The 12,685-nt window shown below is 67.6% G+C and carries 11 protein-coding genes; 7 read left to right on the top strand and 4 right to left on the bottom strand.

All coding sequences use genetic code 11. The annotated features are described in order from the left end of the window. Positions 1–102 precede the first annotated feature (102 nt). The 5 genes from ACSQ3N_RS11230 to ACSQ3N_RS11250 all read left to right on the top strand — a co-directional run bounded on the left by ACSQ3N_RS11230 (position 103) and on the right by ACSQ3N_RS11250 (position 6,181). Positions 103–1,302, top strand: coding sequence for an MFS transporter (locus ACSQ3N_RS11230; RefSeq protein ID WP_436126475.1), 1,200 nt, complete (start codon positions 103–105; stop codon positions 1,300–1,302). A gap of 229 nt (positions 1,303–1,531) precedes the next feature. Next, positions 1,532–3,589: a PAS domain S-box protein gene (locus ACSQ3N_RS11235; protein WP_436126476.1), complete on the top strand. Its 2,058-nt coding sequence runs from the start codon at positions 1,532–1,534 to the stop codon at positions 3,587–3,589. Positions 3,590–3,929: 340 nt separating this feature from the next. Next, positions 3,930–4,976: a methionine ABC transporter ATP-binding protein gene (locus ACSQ3N_RS11240; protein WP_436146281.1), complete on the top strand. Its 1,047-nt coding sequence runs from the start codon at positions 3,930–3,932 to the stop codon at positions 4,974–4,976. A 17-nt stretch (positions 4,977–4,993) separates the two neighbouring features. Beyond that, the gene (locus ACSQ3N_RS11245) at positions 4,994–5,659 is read left to right on the top strand and encodes a methionine ABC transporter permease (protein ID WP_056168360.1); all 666 of its coding nucleotides are present in this window, start codon (positions 4,994–4,996) and stop codon (positions 5,657–5,659) included. Positions 5,660–5,773: 114 nt separating this feature from the next. Next, entirely contained in the window at positions 5,774–6,181 is a 408-nt protein-coding gene (locus ACSQ3N_RS11250; RefSeq protein WP_436146282.1) for a hypothetical protein, read from the top strand. Between the two features lie 190 nt (positions 6,182–6,371). Here ACSQ3N_RS11250 and ACSQ3N_RS11255 read toward each other — a convergent pair whose 3' ends face one another. Together ACSQ3N_RS11255 and ACSQ3N_RS11260 are read right to left on the bottom strand one after the other, a co-directional pair. Next, positions 6,372–7,436, bottom strand: coding sequence for a Bug family tripartite tricarboxylate transporter substrate binding protein (locus tag ACSQ3N_RS11255; protein ID WP_436146283.1), 1,065 nt, complete (start codon positions 7,434–7,436; stop codon positions 6,372–6,374). A gap of 162 nt (positions 7,437–7,598) precedes the next feature. Then, positions 7,599–8,687: a tartrate dehydrogenase gene (locus ACSQ3N_RS11260; RefSeq protein ID WP_436146284.1), complete on the bottom strand. Its 1,089-nt coding sequence runs from the start codon at positions 8,685–8,687 to the stop codon at positions 7,599–7,601. Positions 8,688–8,812: 125 nt separating this feature from the next. On the opposite strand from ACSQ3N_RS11260, the gene ACSQ3N_RS11265 reads away from it, so the two are divergent. Next, the gene (locus tag ACSQ3N_RS11265) at positions 8,813–9,823 is read left to right on the top strand and encodes a LysR family transcriptional regulator (RefSeq protein WP_436146285.1); all 1,011 of its coding nucleotides are present in this window, start codon (positions 8,813–8,815) and stop codon (positions 9,821–9,823) included. Positions 9,824–9,857: 34 nt separating this feature from the next. Here ACSQ3N_RS11265 and ACSQ3N_RS11270 read toward each other — a convergent pair whose 3' ends face one another. Further along, the gene (locus tag ACSQ3N_RS11270; protein WP_436146286.1) at positions 9,858–10,718 is read right to left on the bottom strand and encodes an EamA family transporter; all 861 of its coding nucleotides are present in this window, start codon (positions 10,716–10,718) and stop codon (positions 9,858–9,860) included. Between the two features lie 80 nt (positions 10,719–10,798). Here ACSQ3N_RS11270 and ACSQ3N_RS11275 point away from each other — a divergent pair, with 80 nt between their 5' ends. Then, a complete protein-coding gene (locus ACSQ3N_RS11275) occupies positions 10,799–11,743 on the top strand; it encodes a LysR family transcriptional regulator (RefSeq protein WP_056168373.1) in 945 nt (314 codons plus the stop codon). Here the strand turns inward: ACSQ3N_RS11275 and ACSQ3N_RS11280 are convergent. Then, positions 11,720–12,652: a LysR family transcriptional regulator gene (locus tag ACSQ3N_RS11280; RefSeq protein ID WP_056168375.1), complete on the bottom strand. Its 933-nt coding sequence runs from the start codon at positions 12,650–12,652 to the stop codon at positions 11,720–11,722. The genes ACSQ3N_RS11275 and ACSQ3N_RS11280 overlap by 24 nt on opposite strands. Between the last annotated feature and the right edge of the window lie 33 nt (positions 12,653–12,685).

Below are 12,685 nucleotides of genomic sequence, written 5' to 3' on the forward strand. Positions count from 1 at the left end.
ACGGTCAACCATCGATCGAACCGCGGTCCAGACCTTCAACCCGCGGGGTGCATAGCGCGCGGCGCAAGCACCATCGCGCCAGCCGCACCACAATCGGGTCCCATGACCTCTTCCTCGACGATGCTGCGGCTGATCAGCCTGGCGGCCTTTTGCAGCATGGCGTCCATGCGCGTGTGCGACCCGATGCTGGTCGCACTGTCCCTCGAATACCAAATCACCACCGGCGATGCCTCAGCCGTGATCGCGGCGTTTGCCGTGGCCTACGGCGTGCTGCAGCTGGTGTACGGCCCGCTGGGCGACCGCATCGGTAAGGTGCGCGTGATCATCGGCGCCACGGCGGCGTGCGCGGTGTTCAGTGCCGTCACCGCACTGGCGCAGAGCTTCACGCTGCTGGTGGTGGCGCGCGCCGCCATGGGTGCGGCCGCGGCGGGGATCATTCCGCTGTCGATGGCCTGGATCGGTGACGAGGTGGCCTACGAGCAGCGGCAGGAAACCCTGGCGCGCCTCATGGTGGCCACCGTCACCGGGATGATGGCGGGCCAGTGGTTTGGCGGCTTTGCCACCGAAACGCTGGGCTGGCGCGCGGCGCTGGGCGCATTGGCCGTGCTGTTCTTTGCCGCCGCCACGCTGCTGCTGCGCCATGCACGCGCCAGCGGGGCGCTGCGGCCTGCCGCCGCACCGGGCGCACCGGCCTTCTCGCTGGCCAATTACCTGGCGGGCACTTTGGCCCTGCTGCGCATCGAGCGTGTGCGCTGGGTGCTGACGGTGGTGGCCATCGAGGGGGCGCTCGCGTTCGGCACGCTGGCTTTTGTGCCGGCACGAATGGTCGATGGCTTCGGCTTATCGGCCGCCGCGGCCGGGGGCGTGATGGTGCTGTACGGCGTGGGCGGCCTGATCTACAGCGTGTTCGCGCGCCGCTGGCTGGCCGCGCTGGGAGAGCGGGGCCTGGCCATCACGGGCGCCACGCTGATCGCCGTGGGCCTGCTGTCTTTGGCCTGGGCCCCGGCGGTGGGCTGGGCGATGCTGGGCTGCTTCATGGCGGGCATCGGCTTTTACATGCTGCACAACACGCTGCAGGTGCAGGCCACGCAAATGGCACCGCAGGCGCGGGGCGCGGCGGTGACCATGTTCGCGTGCCTGCTGTTCCTGGGCCAGTCCACGGGTGTCTTGATCGTGGCGTTCAGCGTCGACCGGGGCTGGCTGCCGCCCGTGTTCTCGGTGGCGGCGCTGGGCGTGTTCGTGCTGGGCCTGCTGGTCTCGCGCCGGGTGCAGGCGCGCGGGGCCGTGGTTGCAGGCGCCTGAGGCGCAAGGCCCCGGCGGGGCCCCTTTGTCCGCCACCGCTGGGGGATACCCGCAGACCTTCGGCCTGCAGGGTTTTCGCTTGTAGACTCCGAGAGGACCGTGTGCGGTGGCATGCCCAGAGGGCAAGCACCATGCGCACACGGCCCCGCCCTGGCTGCAGCGCACCTGCGGGCCACTCCCCACTTTGGATCATCCACTACGACACAGACTCCGGGCCGACCTTTTTGCCATGACCGATTCCTTCCCGCCCGCATCCCTTGGATTTCCGCACGCCGCTGGCGTGATGAGTGACAAGATCCGGCACTACGACTGGGCCAGTCACCCGCTGGGCCCCGCCGAAGGCTGGCCGCGGGCGCTGCGGTTTGCGGTGGAGATGGTGCTGTCGTCGGACTTTCCCAAGTGCCTGATGTGGGGCGAGGACCGCTACTGCTTCTACAACGATGCATTTGGCACCATTCTGGGCGACAAGCCCGACGCGCTGGGCCGCCCGGTGCAGGAGGTGTGGAGCGAGGTGTGGGATGTGATCGGCCCCATCGTGGACAAGGCGTTCCAGGGCGAGTCCACCTTTGTCGAGGACTTTCCGCTCACCATCAACCGCCACGGCTACAGCGAAGAGGCGTACTTCACCTTCTGCTACAGCCCGGTGCGCGACGACAACGGCGCCGTGGTCGCCATGATGGACACGGTGATCGAAACCACCGGCAAAGTGGCAGCCGAGCGGCGCTTGCGCGAGGCCGCAGCGTCGCTGGAGCAGCAGGTGGCCGAGCGCACGGCCGACCGCAACCGCCTGTGGCTCGGCTCGGACGCGCTGCTGATGGTCACGCGCTTCGACGGCCACATCGTGGCGGTGAACCCGGCCTGGACGTCGGTGCTGGGCTGGACGGAGCAAGAAACCGTGGGCCGGCCCGTGCAGGCCTTTGCCCACCCGGAGGACGAGCCCACGCTGGTGCGCGAGCTTCAGTCGCTGCAAAAGGGCGCGCCCAAGCGCCAGGGCACGCTGCGCTACCGCCACCGTGACGGCACGGACCGCTGGGTGGCGTGGACGGCCGCGCCGGCCGACGGCTTCGTGCAGGCCGTGGGCCGCGACGTGACCGAGGAGCGCGCCCAGGCCGAGGCCCTGCGCAGCGCCGAGGAGCAATTGCGCCAGAGCCAGAAGATGGAAGCGCTGGGGCAGCTCACGGGCGGCATCGCGCACGACCTGAACAACATGCTGCAGGGCATCGTCCTGCCGCTGCAGATCATCCGCCAGCGCATTGCCCAGGGCCGCGAGGAAGAGGCGGGCAAATACATCGACGCCGGCCTGGCCGCCGCCAAGCGCGCAGCGGCGCTCACGCAGCGGCTGCTGGCGTTCTCGCGCCGCCAGCCGCTCGACTCGCGCGCGGTGGACCTGGGCGCGTCGCTGAGCAGCCTGGAGACCATCGTGCGCAGCACCTGCGGCGAAAACATCACGCTGCAGATGTCGCTGCAGCCGGACCTGTGGCCGGCGTACACCGACGTTCACCAGTTCGACAACGCGGTGCTGAACCTTTGTATCAATGCCCGCGACGCCATGCCCGACCGGGGCACCCTGCGCATCGCGGCCGACAACGTGCAGTTGCAGGCATCGGGCGACGACTCGGTGCTGGGCCTGGACGCTGGCGACTACGTGCGCGTGGCCGTGAGCGACACCGGCACCGGCATGCCGGCCGATGTGATGGCCCGCGCGTTCGACCCGTTCTTCACCACCAAGCCGCTGGGGCAGGGCACGGGGCTGGGGCTGTCGATGATCTACGGCTTCATGCGGCAGTCCGGCGGCATGGCCGTGCTGGAGAGCACCGTGGGGCAGGGCACGCGCGTGTCGCTGTACTTTTGCCGGTCGCGCGCCGAAGCCCCTGCCGAGCGTACCGAGCCTGCCACCCCGCTCACCAGCCCGCGCCGCCCGGACTCGGCCCTGGTGGTGGAAGACGACGACACCGTGCGCGCACTGGCCGTGGAGCTGCTGCGCGACAACGGCTTTTACGTGATGGAGGCCGCGTCGGGCAGCGCGGCCATGGCCTTGCTGTCGGGTGCCGTGCACTTCGATTTGCTGCTGTCCGACGTGGGGCTACCCGGGCCCAACGGCCGCCAGGTGGCCGACTACGCGCGCGAAAAGCTGCCCGCCATCAAGATCATCCTCATGACGGGCTACGCCGAGCAGGCGGCCATGAACCCGCAGTTCCTGGGCACGCAGATGGAGCTGCTGGTCAAGCCTTTCGATGCGCAGGCGTTGGTCAACAAGGTGCATGCTGTGATGGGGACGGGCGGGTAGGCTGGGGCGCTGTCAGGGGCGCGACGGCGCTGATCTGTCGGACTCTGATCCGTGCGTGCCTGACGCTGGCCCAACGGGCCGGTGTGTTCATGTTTGCACTGGTATGCCCGCCTGTGATCTGAAATGCCTTCTACCGCGCATCTGGTAAGCGCTGAATGCTATCAATAATATAGCAAGTGCAGCCGCTAGCACTGTTCATATAAGCGTCAGGTCTAACCAATCGATTTTTCTATCGTTTGAGATATGAGGCTTTGCCGATACATTTCCTGCATCCCTTTTTTTCACTGACATGGGCGCCGCAGCGGGTTGACAACAGCCTGTGCGGCGCTCTGGCATTTCCATGATCGATTTACGGGGTATCACCCAAACCTACCAGGGCTCACAAGGCCCGGTCGAGGCCTTGAAGGGCATTGACCTGCACATCACGTCCGGCGAAGTGTTCGGCATCATCGGCAAAAGCGGCGCCGGCAAGAGCTCGCTGGTGCGCGTCATCAACCTGCTCAACCGCCCCACCACGGGCCAGGTCATCGTGGACGGCCGCGACCTGACCCAGCTGAACGATGCGCAACTGCGCGAAGCCCGCCGGGACATCGGCATGGTGTTCCAGCATTTCAACCTGCTGTCTTCGCGCACCGTGTTCGACAACGCCGCACTGCCGCTGGAGCTGGCCGGCATGGACAAGGCGGCCATCCGCGAGCGCGTGAACCCGCTGCTGGAGCTGGTGGGCCTGTCGGCCCTGGCAGACCGCTACCCCGCGCAGATCAGCGGCGGCCAGAAGCAGCGCGTGGGCATTGCGCGCGCGCTCGCCAGCCGGCCCAAGGTGCTGCTGAGCGATGAAGCCACATCTGCGCTGGACCCGGAGACCACACGCTCCATCCTGGACCTGCTGCGCCAGGTCAACCGCGAGCTAGGCCTCACCGTCGTGCTCATCACCCACCAGATGCAGGTCATCAAGCAGGTGGCCGACCGCGTGGCCGTGATCGAGGCCGGCCGCATCGTGGAGCAGGGCCGCGTGCTGGAGGTCTTCACCCGCCCGCAGCAGCCCATCACCAAGAGCCTGATCGACGAGATCCTGCCGCAAGAGCTACCCCCCAGCGTGCTCGGCCACGTGCGCAAGCTCGCCAGCCAGCTGGGCGCCGGGCGCACCGGCCGGCTGCTGCGCCTGTCGTACGCGGGTGACAGCGCCTACCAGCCCATCCTGTCGCAGCTGATCCGCGAGTTCGGCGTGGACATGAGCATCCTGCACGGCCAGGTGGACGAGATCCAGGACGAGACCTTCGGCTCGCTGGCCGTGTACGCCAGCGGCGAGGCCGAGCGCCTGTCCGGCGCCGTGGCGCACCTGCGCGCGTGTGGTGTCGAGGTCGAAGAAGTCGCTGTGGCAGGCTGAAAGCAGAGGAAACAACCATGTTCAACAACTTCACCCCCGCCATGCTCGACCTGTTCGCGTCTTCGCTGTGGGAGACGCTCATCATGGTCGGCATCTCCGGCATCGTCGGCGGCCTCATCGGCGTGCCGCTGGGCGTATTCCTGCGGCTAACGGACCACGGCGGCGTGCTGGAAAACGGCCCCACCAACAAGCTCGTGGGCTGGCTGGTCAATGCCGTGCGGTCCACGCCATTCATCATCTTGCTGGTGGCCATCATCCCGTTCACCCGCTTCATCACCGGTTCGTCCATCGGCACGGCCGCTGCCGTGGTGCCGCTGACCATCGCCGCCGCGCCGTTCGTGGCGCGCCTAGTCGAAGCGGCCTTGCGCGAGGTCGACCATGGTCTGGTCGAAGCCGCCCAGGCCATGGGCGCCACCACCAGCCAGATCGTCTGGAAAGTGCTGCTGCCCGAGGCGCTGCCCGGCATCGTCGCCGGCCTGACCATCACCTTCGTGAGCCTGACGGGTTACTCCGCCATGGCCGGCGCCATCGGCGGTGGCGGCCTGGGCGACTTGGGCATCCGCTACGGCTACCAGCGCTTCTTGCCCGAGATCATGTTGGCCGTGGTCCTGGTGCTGATCTTCTTCGTGCAGGCCGTGCAAAGCCTGGGCGATTGGGCGGTGCGCAGGCTGAGCCACCGGTGAATCGTCACCAGGTCGCCGTCGTTTTTGCTATAAATTCGGTAGCTTTTGCCGCTTGATCATCAAGCGGTAGAGCCCGTTTTTTTATCAAGCGCATGTGCTGCCTGTCGCCACACCATGACTCCATCTGACAAGAACTCCACCACCTCCGACGAATGCGCCCAGTTGCGCACAGCCCTGCTCGGCCTGCACCGCACCTTGGTGGACCTTGAGCGGCGCGACTATGAGAAGCAACACGGCCAACAGTCTGCGGGGCAGTTTCTGCAGCTCATGGCCTACGACGAATCCATGCGGTGGCTGGAGCCGTTGAGCCGGTTGATCGTGATGCTGGACGAGGCGCTGGACGCGCAAGGCAAGGGCACTGACAGCGTCGCCCCCACGGTGGTCGCGCAGCGGGTGCGCGACCTTCTGCGGCTCAATCGGGAGGAGCCTGGAGAGTTTGGCGCGCGTTACCTTCACCACTTCGACCAGTCGCCCGACCTGGCCGTGGAACACGCGGGCCTGCTGCGTGCGTTGAGCCGCTAAAACTTCAAGCAGTTAAGCGTTAGATGCACATCCACTGAGGCTCTGGAGCCGCCGCGCCGTGCCGTTCCGCGTTGGTGCGGTCGGTGCGGCACTGTGCGACCTCACCGCCCCCGTGTCCCGCGTGGCCGGCACGCACGACCTGCACTGCGTGGAATGGCGGACACGGCACCCGCCGGAAGGCGCGCGTGTTTCACTCCGTCGATATCTTGTGCTCGGCCACCAGCTTGCTAAAGCGTGCGGTGTCGCTCGCAATCTGCTGCGCCATCTGCGCCGGGGTGTTGCCGACGGGCTCGGCGCCGATGTCCTGCATGCGCTTCTTGAAGTCGGCCGACTGGATCACCTTGACCATTTCAGCGTTGAGCCGTTCCACGATTTCTGGCGGGGTGCGTGCGGGTGCGAGCACTCCGAACCAGGTGCCGATGTCGAAGCCCGGAAAGCCGCTTTCCGCCAGCGTCGGCACATCGGGCAGTGATGAAGACCGCTTGGCCGTGGTCACTGCCAGCGCGCGCAGCTTGCCGCCCTTGAGGTGGGGCAGTACTGGGGTCACGGTGTCGAACGACATCGACACCTGGCCGCCCAGCAGGTCGGTGGTCAGCGGGCCGCTGCCTTTGTAGGGCACGTGCAGCAGCGGCTGGCCGATGGCCGCGGCGAACTGCGTGCCGATCAGGTGCTGCGCCGTGCCTGCGCCGTTGGAGCCGTACGAGAACTTGTCGGGTGACGCCTTGATCAGCGCCACAAGCTCCTTCACGTCCTTGGCGGGCGTGGTGGCGGCCACCGCGAGCACGTTTGGCACCAGCGCCACGGTGGTGATGGGCGCAAAGCTCTTTTGAAAGTCATAGCCGAGCTTCTTGTACACGCTGGTGGCGATGGTGTGGTGCACCGCGCCCATCAGCAGCGTGTGGCCGTCCGGCGCGGCCTTGGCGACGTAGTCGGCGCCGATGGTGGCGCCCGCGCCGCCGCGGTTCTCCACGATCACCGGTTGGCCCAGGGCTGCGCCCAGTTTTTCGCCCAGCGCGCGTGCCAGCACGTCGGTGGTGCCGCCCGCGGCAAAGGGTACGACGATGGTGACGGGCTTGGTCGGCCACGCGGGCGTTTGGGCCCAGGCCTTGGTGCCAGGTGTCCCGCACACGGCTGCCGCGATGGCGGCAATGGCGGTGTTGGCGATGAGGCTGCGGCGTGAAAGCAGTGTTTGCGGCTGCGAGGCCCGGGCGGGCTGCTGCGTGCCGGTCGAGAAGGGAATGGCGATGGGGTTCATGTTTGTCCCCGTTGTGTTTTTTGTGGTTGTCGTGGCGTGTACGGCTTCGCTGGCAGTGCTACGCGGGTCTTGCTTTGCCGGGGGAAGAAAGTGCCCGGTTGCGCGGGGCCCCTGGCTGGCGGTGTCTTCGCACCGCAGGGCAGGGGCTCGCCTCGCCCGGTCTCAAGCGGCGCGCTGCAGAGGCTGGTGCGCCAGCAGTGCGCACACGGCGTCCGTCACCTGCGCCGTGGTGGCCGTGCCGCCCAGGTCGCGGGTGTGCAGGGCCGGGTTGGCGGTGACCTGCTCGATGGCCTGCATGACCTGCCGGGCGGCTGCAGTCTCGCCCAGGTGCTCCAGCAGCATCACCACCGACCAGAAGGTACCGATGGGGTTGGCCAGGCCCTTGCCCATGATGTCGAAGGCCGATCCGTGGATGGGCTCGAACATGCTGGGGTAGCGGCGCTCGGGGTCGATGTTGCCGGTGGGCGCAATGCCCAGGCTGCCGGCGAGCGCGGCGGCCAGGTCCGATAGGATGTCGGCGTGCAGGTTGGTGGCGACGATGGTGTCCAGCGTGGCGGGGCGGTTGACCATGCGGGCCGTGGCGGCGTCCACCAGCTCCTTGTCCCACTTCACGTCGGGGAACTCCTGGCTGACCTTGGCGGCGATCTCGTCCCACATGACCATCGCATGGCGTTGGGCATTGCTCTTGGTGATGACGGTGAGCAGCTTGCGCGGCCGGGACTGCGCCAGTCGAAACGCAAGGCGCAGGATGCGCTCCACACCCACGCGGGTCATGATGGAGACATCGGTGGCCGCCTCAATGGGGTGGCCCTGGTGCACGCGGCCGCCCACGCCGGAGTATTCGCCTTCGGAGTTCTCGCGCACGATGACCCAGTCCAGGTCCTTGGGGGCGCAGCGCTTGAGCGGCGCGTCGATGCCCGGCAGGATGCGCGTGGGCCGCACGTTGGCGTACTGGTCGAACCCCTGGCAGATTTTCAGGCGCAGTCCCCACAGCGTGATGTGGTCGGGGATGTCCGGGTCGCCGGCCGAGCCGAACAGGATGGCGTCCTTGCCGCGCAGGGCATCGAGCCCATCGGCGGGCATCATCACGCCGTGGGCGCGGTACCAGTCGCCGCCCCAGCCGAAGTTCTCGAACTCGAACTGCAGGCCGGGATGCTGGGTGGACAGGGCTTCGAGCACGCGCTGGCCGGCGGGAATCACTTCTTTGCCGATGCCGTCTCCGGGAATGGTGGCTATTGCGTAGGTGGTCATAGGAGTAGGGCGTTGAACAAACGCGTTGGGTGGCTGAATGGATGGAGCGGACTGTAGGCCTGGACGCGGCGCAGGAACGGCGATAAAGTGAATCCATCGTTAACCCTGGGTTGAAGGTCTCGCCGATGAGTTCCAGCACCATCCAGCCTGCAGAGCTGGGCTTTTTCTCCACCCTGGCCGCCAGCCCCAGCCTGAGCGCCGCCGGGCGCGAAATGGGCGTCTCCACCGCAGCCGTCAGCAAGCACCTGGCGCAGATGGAGCGGCGACTGGGCGTGGTGCTGGTGAACCGGTCCACCCGCCGCATGAGCCTCACGCCCGAGGGCGAGCTGCTGCTGGAGCACGCGCGCCGCATCCTGCGCGAGATCGACGCGCTGGACGAGCTCATCGTGCAGTCCCGCGCCAGCCCCAAGGGCCTGCTGCGCGTGAACGCCACGCTGGGCTTCGGGCGCATGCACATCGCGCCGGCCATCTCCGACTTCGTGCGGCTGTACCCCGAGGTGGATGTGCAATTGCAGCTGTCGGTGCACCCGCCGCCCATCACCGACGACGCCTACGACGTGTGCGTGCGGTTCGGCGAGCCGCCCGACGGCCGTGTCGTCGCCCGCCGCATCGCCCCCAACCGGCGCGTGCTGTGCGCCGCGCCGGCCTACCTGGAGCGCCACGGCCGGCCCCGCGTGCCGCGCGACCTGATGGCCCACCAGTGCATCGGCATCCGCCAGGGCGACGAGGCTTATGGCCTGTGGCGGCTGACCACCGGGCGGGGCAGCAAGGCGCACACCGAGTCCATCAAGATCACCGGCAACCTGACCACCAACGATGGCGAGATCGCCGTGCTGTGGGCTTTGCAGGGCCACGGCATCGTGATGCGCGCCGAGTGGGATGTGAACCGGCACCTGGCGCAGGGCCTGCTGGAGCCCGTGCTGCCGCAGTACCAGACGCCCGCGGCCGATGTGTATGCGGTGTACCCGCAGCGCCACCAGTTCTCCACACGGGTGCAGACCTTCGTGAAATTCCTGGCCGAGGCGCTGGCGAAGTCGGGCACGCTGGCGGGTGTGGATGTTGGGGGCATCGCAGGGGCGGGTGCGAGGGCAGGGGCCAAGAACGCTGTGGCAAGGCGCTCCGCCAAGGTGCCTTGAGGTCGCGGCGCCCCAGGAACCACGGGCTGGTGCTTCAGGCCGAAAGCCGCACCATCAGCAGCCCTGCGCATACCAGCACGGCCGACACGATGCGCGCCGGGCCCATCCGCTCCTTGAGCAGCCAGGTGGATATCAGCGCCACCAGCAGCACGCTGGTCTCGCGCAGGGCGGACACGGCGCCCATGGGGGCCCGCGCCAGCGCCCACACTGCAATCCAGTACGCCCCCATCTGCATGGTGCCCGCGGCGCTGCAGCGCCAAAGCATGGCCCTGTCCACGCAGAAGGTGCGGGGCCCCTTCCACAGCAGCACGATGAGCGCCGTGGCAATGCCGTCGCCCAGCGTCAGCACGACTGCAAAGCCGATGGCCGAGCCCGCCTGCCGTGCGCCCAGCGCATCCACCACCGTGTACGCCGCGATCAAGAGCCCGGTGAGCAGCGCGTAGCCCACGGCCTGGCGCTGCGTGGTGCCGGTGCTGCGGACCCATGCCAGCGACAGCACGCCGACGCACAAGCACATGACGCCCCACACCGCGCCGGTGCTGGGCCATTCGCCCGCCAGCCATGCCGCACCCGCCATCACCAGCAATGGCGCCGAGCCCCGGGCGATGGGGTACACCTGGCCCATGTCGCCGTGGTTGTAGGCGATGGGCAGGGCGAAGTGGTAGGCGGTGTGCACTGCGATCGACAGGGCCAGCAACGGCCAACTGGCCGACGCCGGCATGTCCACCCAGGGCAAGGCCAGCAGCGACAGGCCGCTGCCCAGGAGTGTGGTGATGGCCATGGCGGTGATGCGGTCGCCGCCCACCTTGATGGCGCTGTTCCAGCCGGCATTGAGTGCGGCGGACAGCAGCACGATGAGGAAGATGTCGTTGGTGAGCATGAGGGCGCGCAGCATTTTGTTTCGAAGCAGAATCATCTTTTTGGGTCAGACTTCTGTAAAGTGAAGTTCAATGACTGTTGAATTCAGAATTTCTGATGCGAAACCTCAACCTCGACCAGCTGCAGACTTTGATTGCCATTGCCGACCTGGGAACGCTCGCTGCAGCGGCCCAGGCGCTGCACCTGGCGCCCCCCACGGTGAGCCTGCACATCAGCGAGCTGGAGTCGCGCCTTGACGCCACGCTGGTGGTGCGCGGACGGCGCCATGCCAGCCTGACTCCCGCAGGTCAGGTGCTGGTGGATGGCGGGCGGCGGCTGCTTGCTGCGTCTGACGAAATGGTGGAGCAGGTGCGCCGGCGCGCGCAGGGGCTGGAGGGTGTGGTGCGCCTGGCCACCACCGCGGGTGTGAGTGTGGGCCTGCTGCCGCCCTTGCTGGAGTGGCTGGCCCGCCAGAGTCCTGGCGTGGACGTCAAGCTCGATGTGCTCAGCTCGGCCGACGCCATGGCCCGCCTGCGCGCGGGCACGCTGGACCTGGCCATCGTGGCGCTGCCCCAGACATCCGGCGGCGGTGTGCAGGTGGACCCCTGGCGCAGCGACCCCATGGTGGCGTTGATCCCCGCCGCGTGGGATGCCCCGGCGCAGGCCACGCCGCAGTGGCTGGCCGATCAGCGGTGGATGTCGTTCGGCCCGGCCACGCAGATGTACCGGCTCACGGCCGGCTGGTTTGCCCAGGCAGGACTGAACCCGCGGCCCCGCATGGAACTGAACCACCCGCTGGCGCTGCGCAGCCTGGTGGTGGCCGGACACGGCGTGACCGTGCTGCCGCTGGAGCAGCCGGGCGTGGCGGGCATCCATGGCGAGCAGGACACCGCGGGCCTGCAGGTGCGCCCGCTGCACCCGCCCTTGCTGCGCGAACTGGGGCTCGCACGCAGGGCGGCCGAGGCGCAGGACCCGGCCATCCTGGCGGTGTGGCGCGCGCTGGACACGTTTGCGAACGTGGTCGCACCGCCTCCGCCTTCACACCGTGTCGTGCAGGCCTGAAAGAAAGTAACGCGCCGCTTCTGGCAAAGGCCTGTCCTTGCGGATGATGGAGCCGAAAGCGCCCATCTTGTGCTTGATGTGGCACGGCAGGATGCACAGCAGATTGTGCCGCGCGTAGATGTCGGCGATCGACAGGGGAATCACCGCAATCATCGTGGTGTCCGCAATCAGGCGCATGGTGGTCAGGATCGACGCGGTTTCGACCAGCCCGCGGGGCAATGGCGCATGGATGGCGCGGAACTCCTGCTCCAGCACCTCCCGCATCGGGCTGCCAGAGGGCTGCAGGATCCATGAATATTCGAGCAGGCTGTCGAATGGAACATGCTTCCTGCTGGCCAGCGGGTGGTCGACGCCCACCACCACGGACAGCGTCTCGTTCGCCAGCGGCTGGAAGATGAAGTCGGCCCGGTGTTCCGGCGCCACCCGGCCCACGGCGATGTCGATGGAGCCGTCCTTGAGCATCTCCACCAGCCTGTCGCTGGTGTCCAGGGTCACGTGGATCGTGATCAGCGGATAGGTCTTGTTGAGCGCGATGATGGCCTGATTGAGCAGCGTGGGCAGCGGCGCCATGATGCAGCCGACCGACACCCGCCCGGAGCTGCCGAGCTGCAGCTCGTCGAGCTCCCGCACCATGGATTCCAGCGAACCGCGCATACCCTGGAAAAACCCCAGCACCTTTTCGCCGGCCTGGGTCATCTTCTGGCCGCGCCCGTCGCGCTCGAACAGCCGCTGCCCCAGCGCCGACTCCAGCTCCTGAATCATCTTGGTGGCCGCCGGCTGGCTCATGCCCAGTTCAGCGGCCGCACGGCGCAGCGTGCCGTGGTCCGCAAAGCTGAGCAGCAAGGCCACCTGGCGCATGCGCAGGCGGTTGAGGATCTGGGAGACCAAAAGCTGTGTGGTTTCAGGCATTTCTAACAGCACAAAAGTTTGCGTGTACCAAAT

This window comes from Acidovorax sp. LjRoot194, assembly GCF_964253015.1.
Classification (GTDB): domain Bacteria; phylum Pseudomonadota; class Gammaproteobacteria; order Burkholderiales; family Burkholderiaceae_C; genus Acidovorax.

Coding starts and splice junctions, on each gene's coding strand:
- ACSQ3N_RS11230 (WP_436126475.1), top strand. CDS start 103: ATGACCTCTTCCTCGACGATGCTGCGGCTGATCAGCCTGGCGGCCTTT.
- ACSQ3N_RS11235 (WP_436126476.1), top strand. CDS start 1,532: ATGACCGATTCCTTCCCGCCCGCATCCCTTGGATTTCCGCACGCCGCT.
- ACSQ3N_RS11240 (WP_436146281.1), top strand. CDS start 3,930: ATGATCGATTTACGGGGTATCACCCAAACCTACCAGGGCTCACAAGGC.
- ACSQ3N_RS11245 (WP_056168360.1), top strand. CDS start 4,994: ATGTTCAACAACTTCACCCCCGCCATGCTCGACCTGTTCGCGTCTTCG.
- ACSQ3N_RS11250 (WP_436146282.1), top strand. CDS start 5,774: ATGACTCCATCTGACAAGAACTCCACCACCTCCGACGAATGCGCCCAG.
- ACSQ3N_RS11255 (WP_436146283.1), bottom strand. CDS start 7,436: ATGAACCCCATCGCCATTCCCTTCTCGACCGGCACGCAGCAGCCCGCC.
- ACSQ3N_RS11260 (WP_436146284.1), bottom strand. CDS start 8,687: ATGACCACCTACGCAATAGCCACCATTCCCGGAGACGGCATCGGCAAA.
- ACSQ3N_RS11265 (WP_436146285.1), top strand. CDS start 8,813: ATGAGTTCCAGCACCATCCAGCCTGCAGAGCTGGGCTTTTTCTCCACC.
- ACSQ3N_RS11270 (WP_436146286.1), bottom strand. CDS start 10,718: ATGCTGCGCGCCCTCATGCTCACCAACGACATCTTCCTCATCGTGCTG.
- ACSQ3N_RS11275 (WP_056168373.1), top strand. CDS start 10,799: ATGCGAAACCTCAACCTCGACCAGCTGCAGACTTTGATTGCCATTGCC.
- ACSQ3N_RS11280 (WP_056168375.1), bottom strand. CDS start 12,652: ATGCCTGAAACCACACAGCTTTTGGTCTCCCAGATCCTCAACCGCCTG.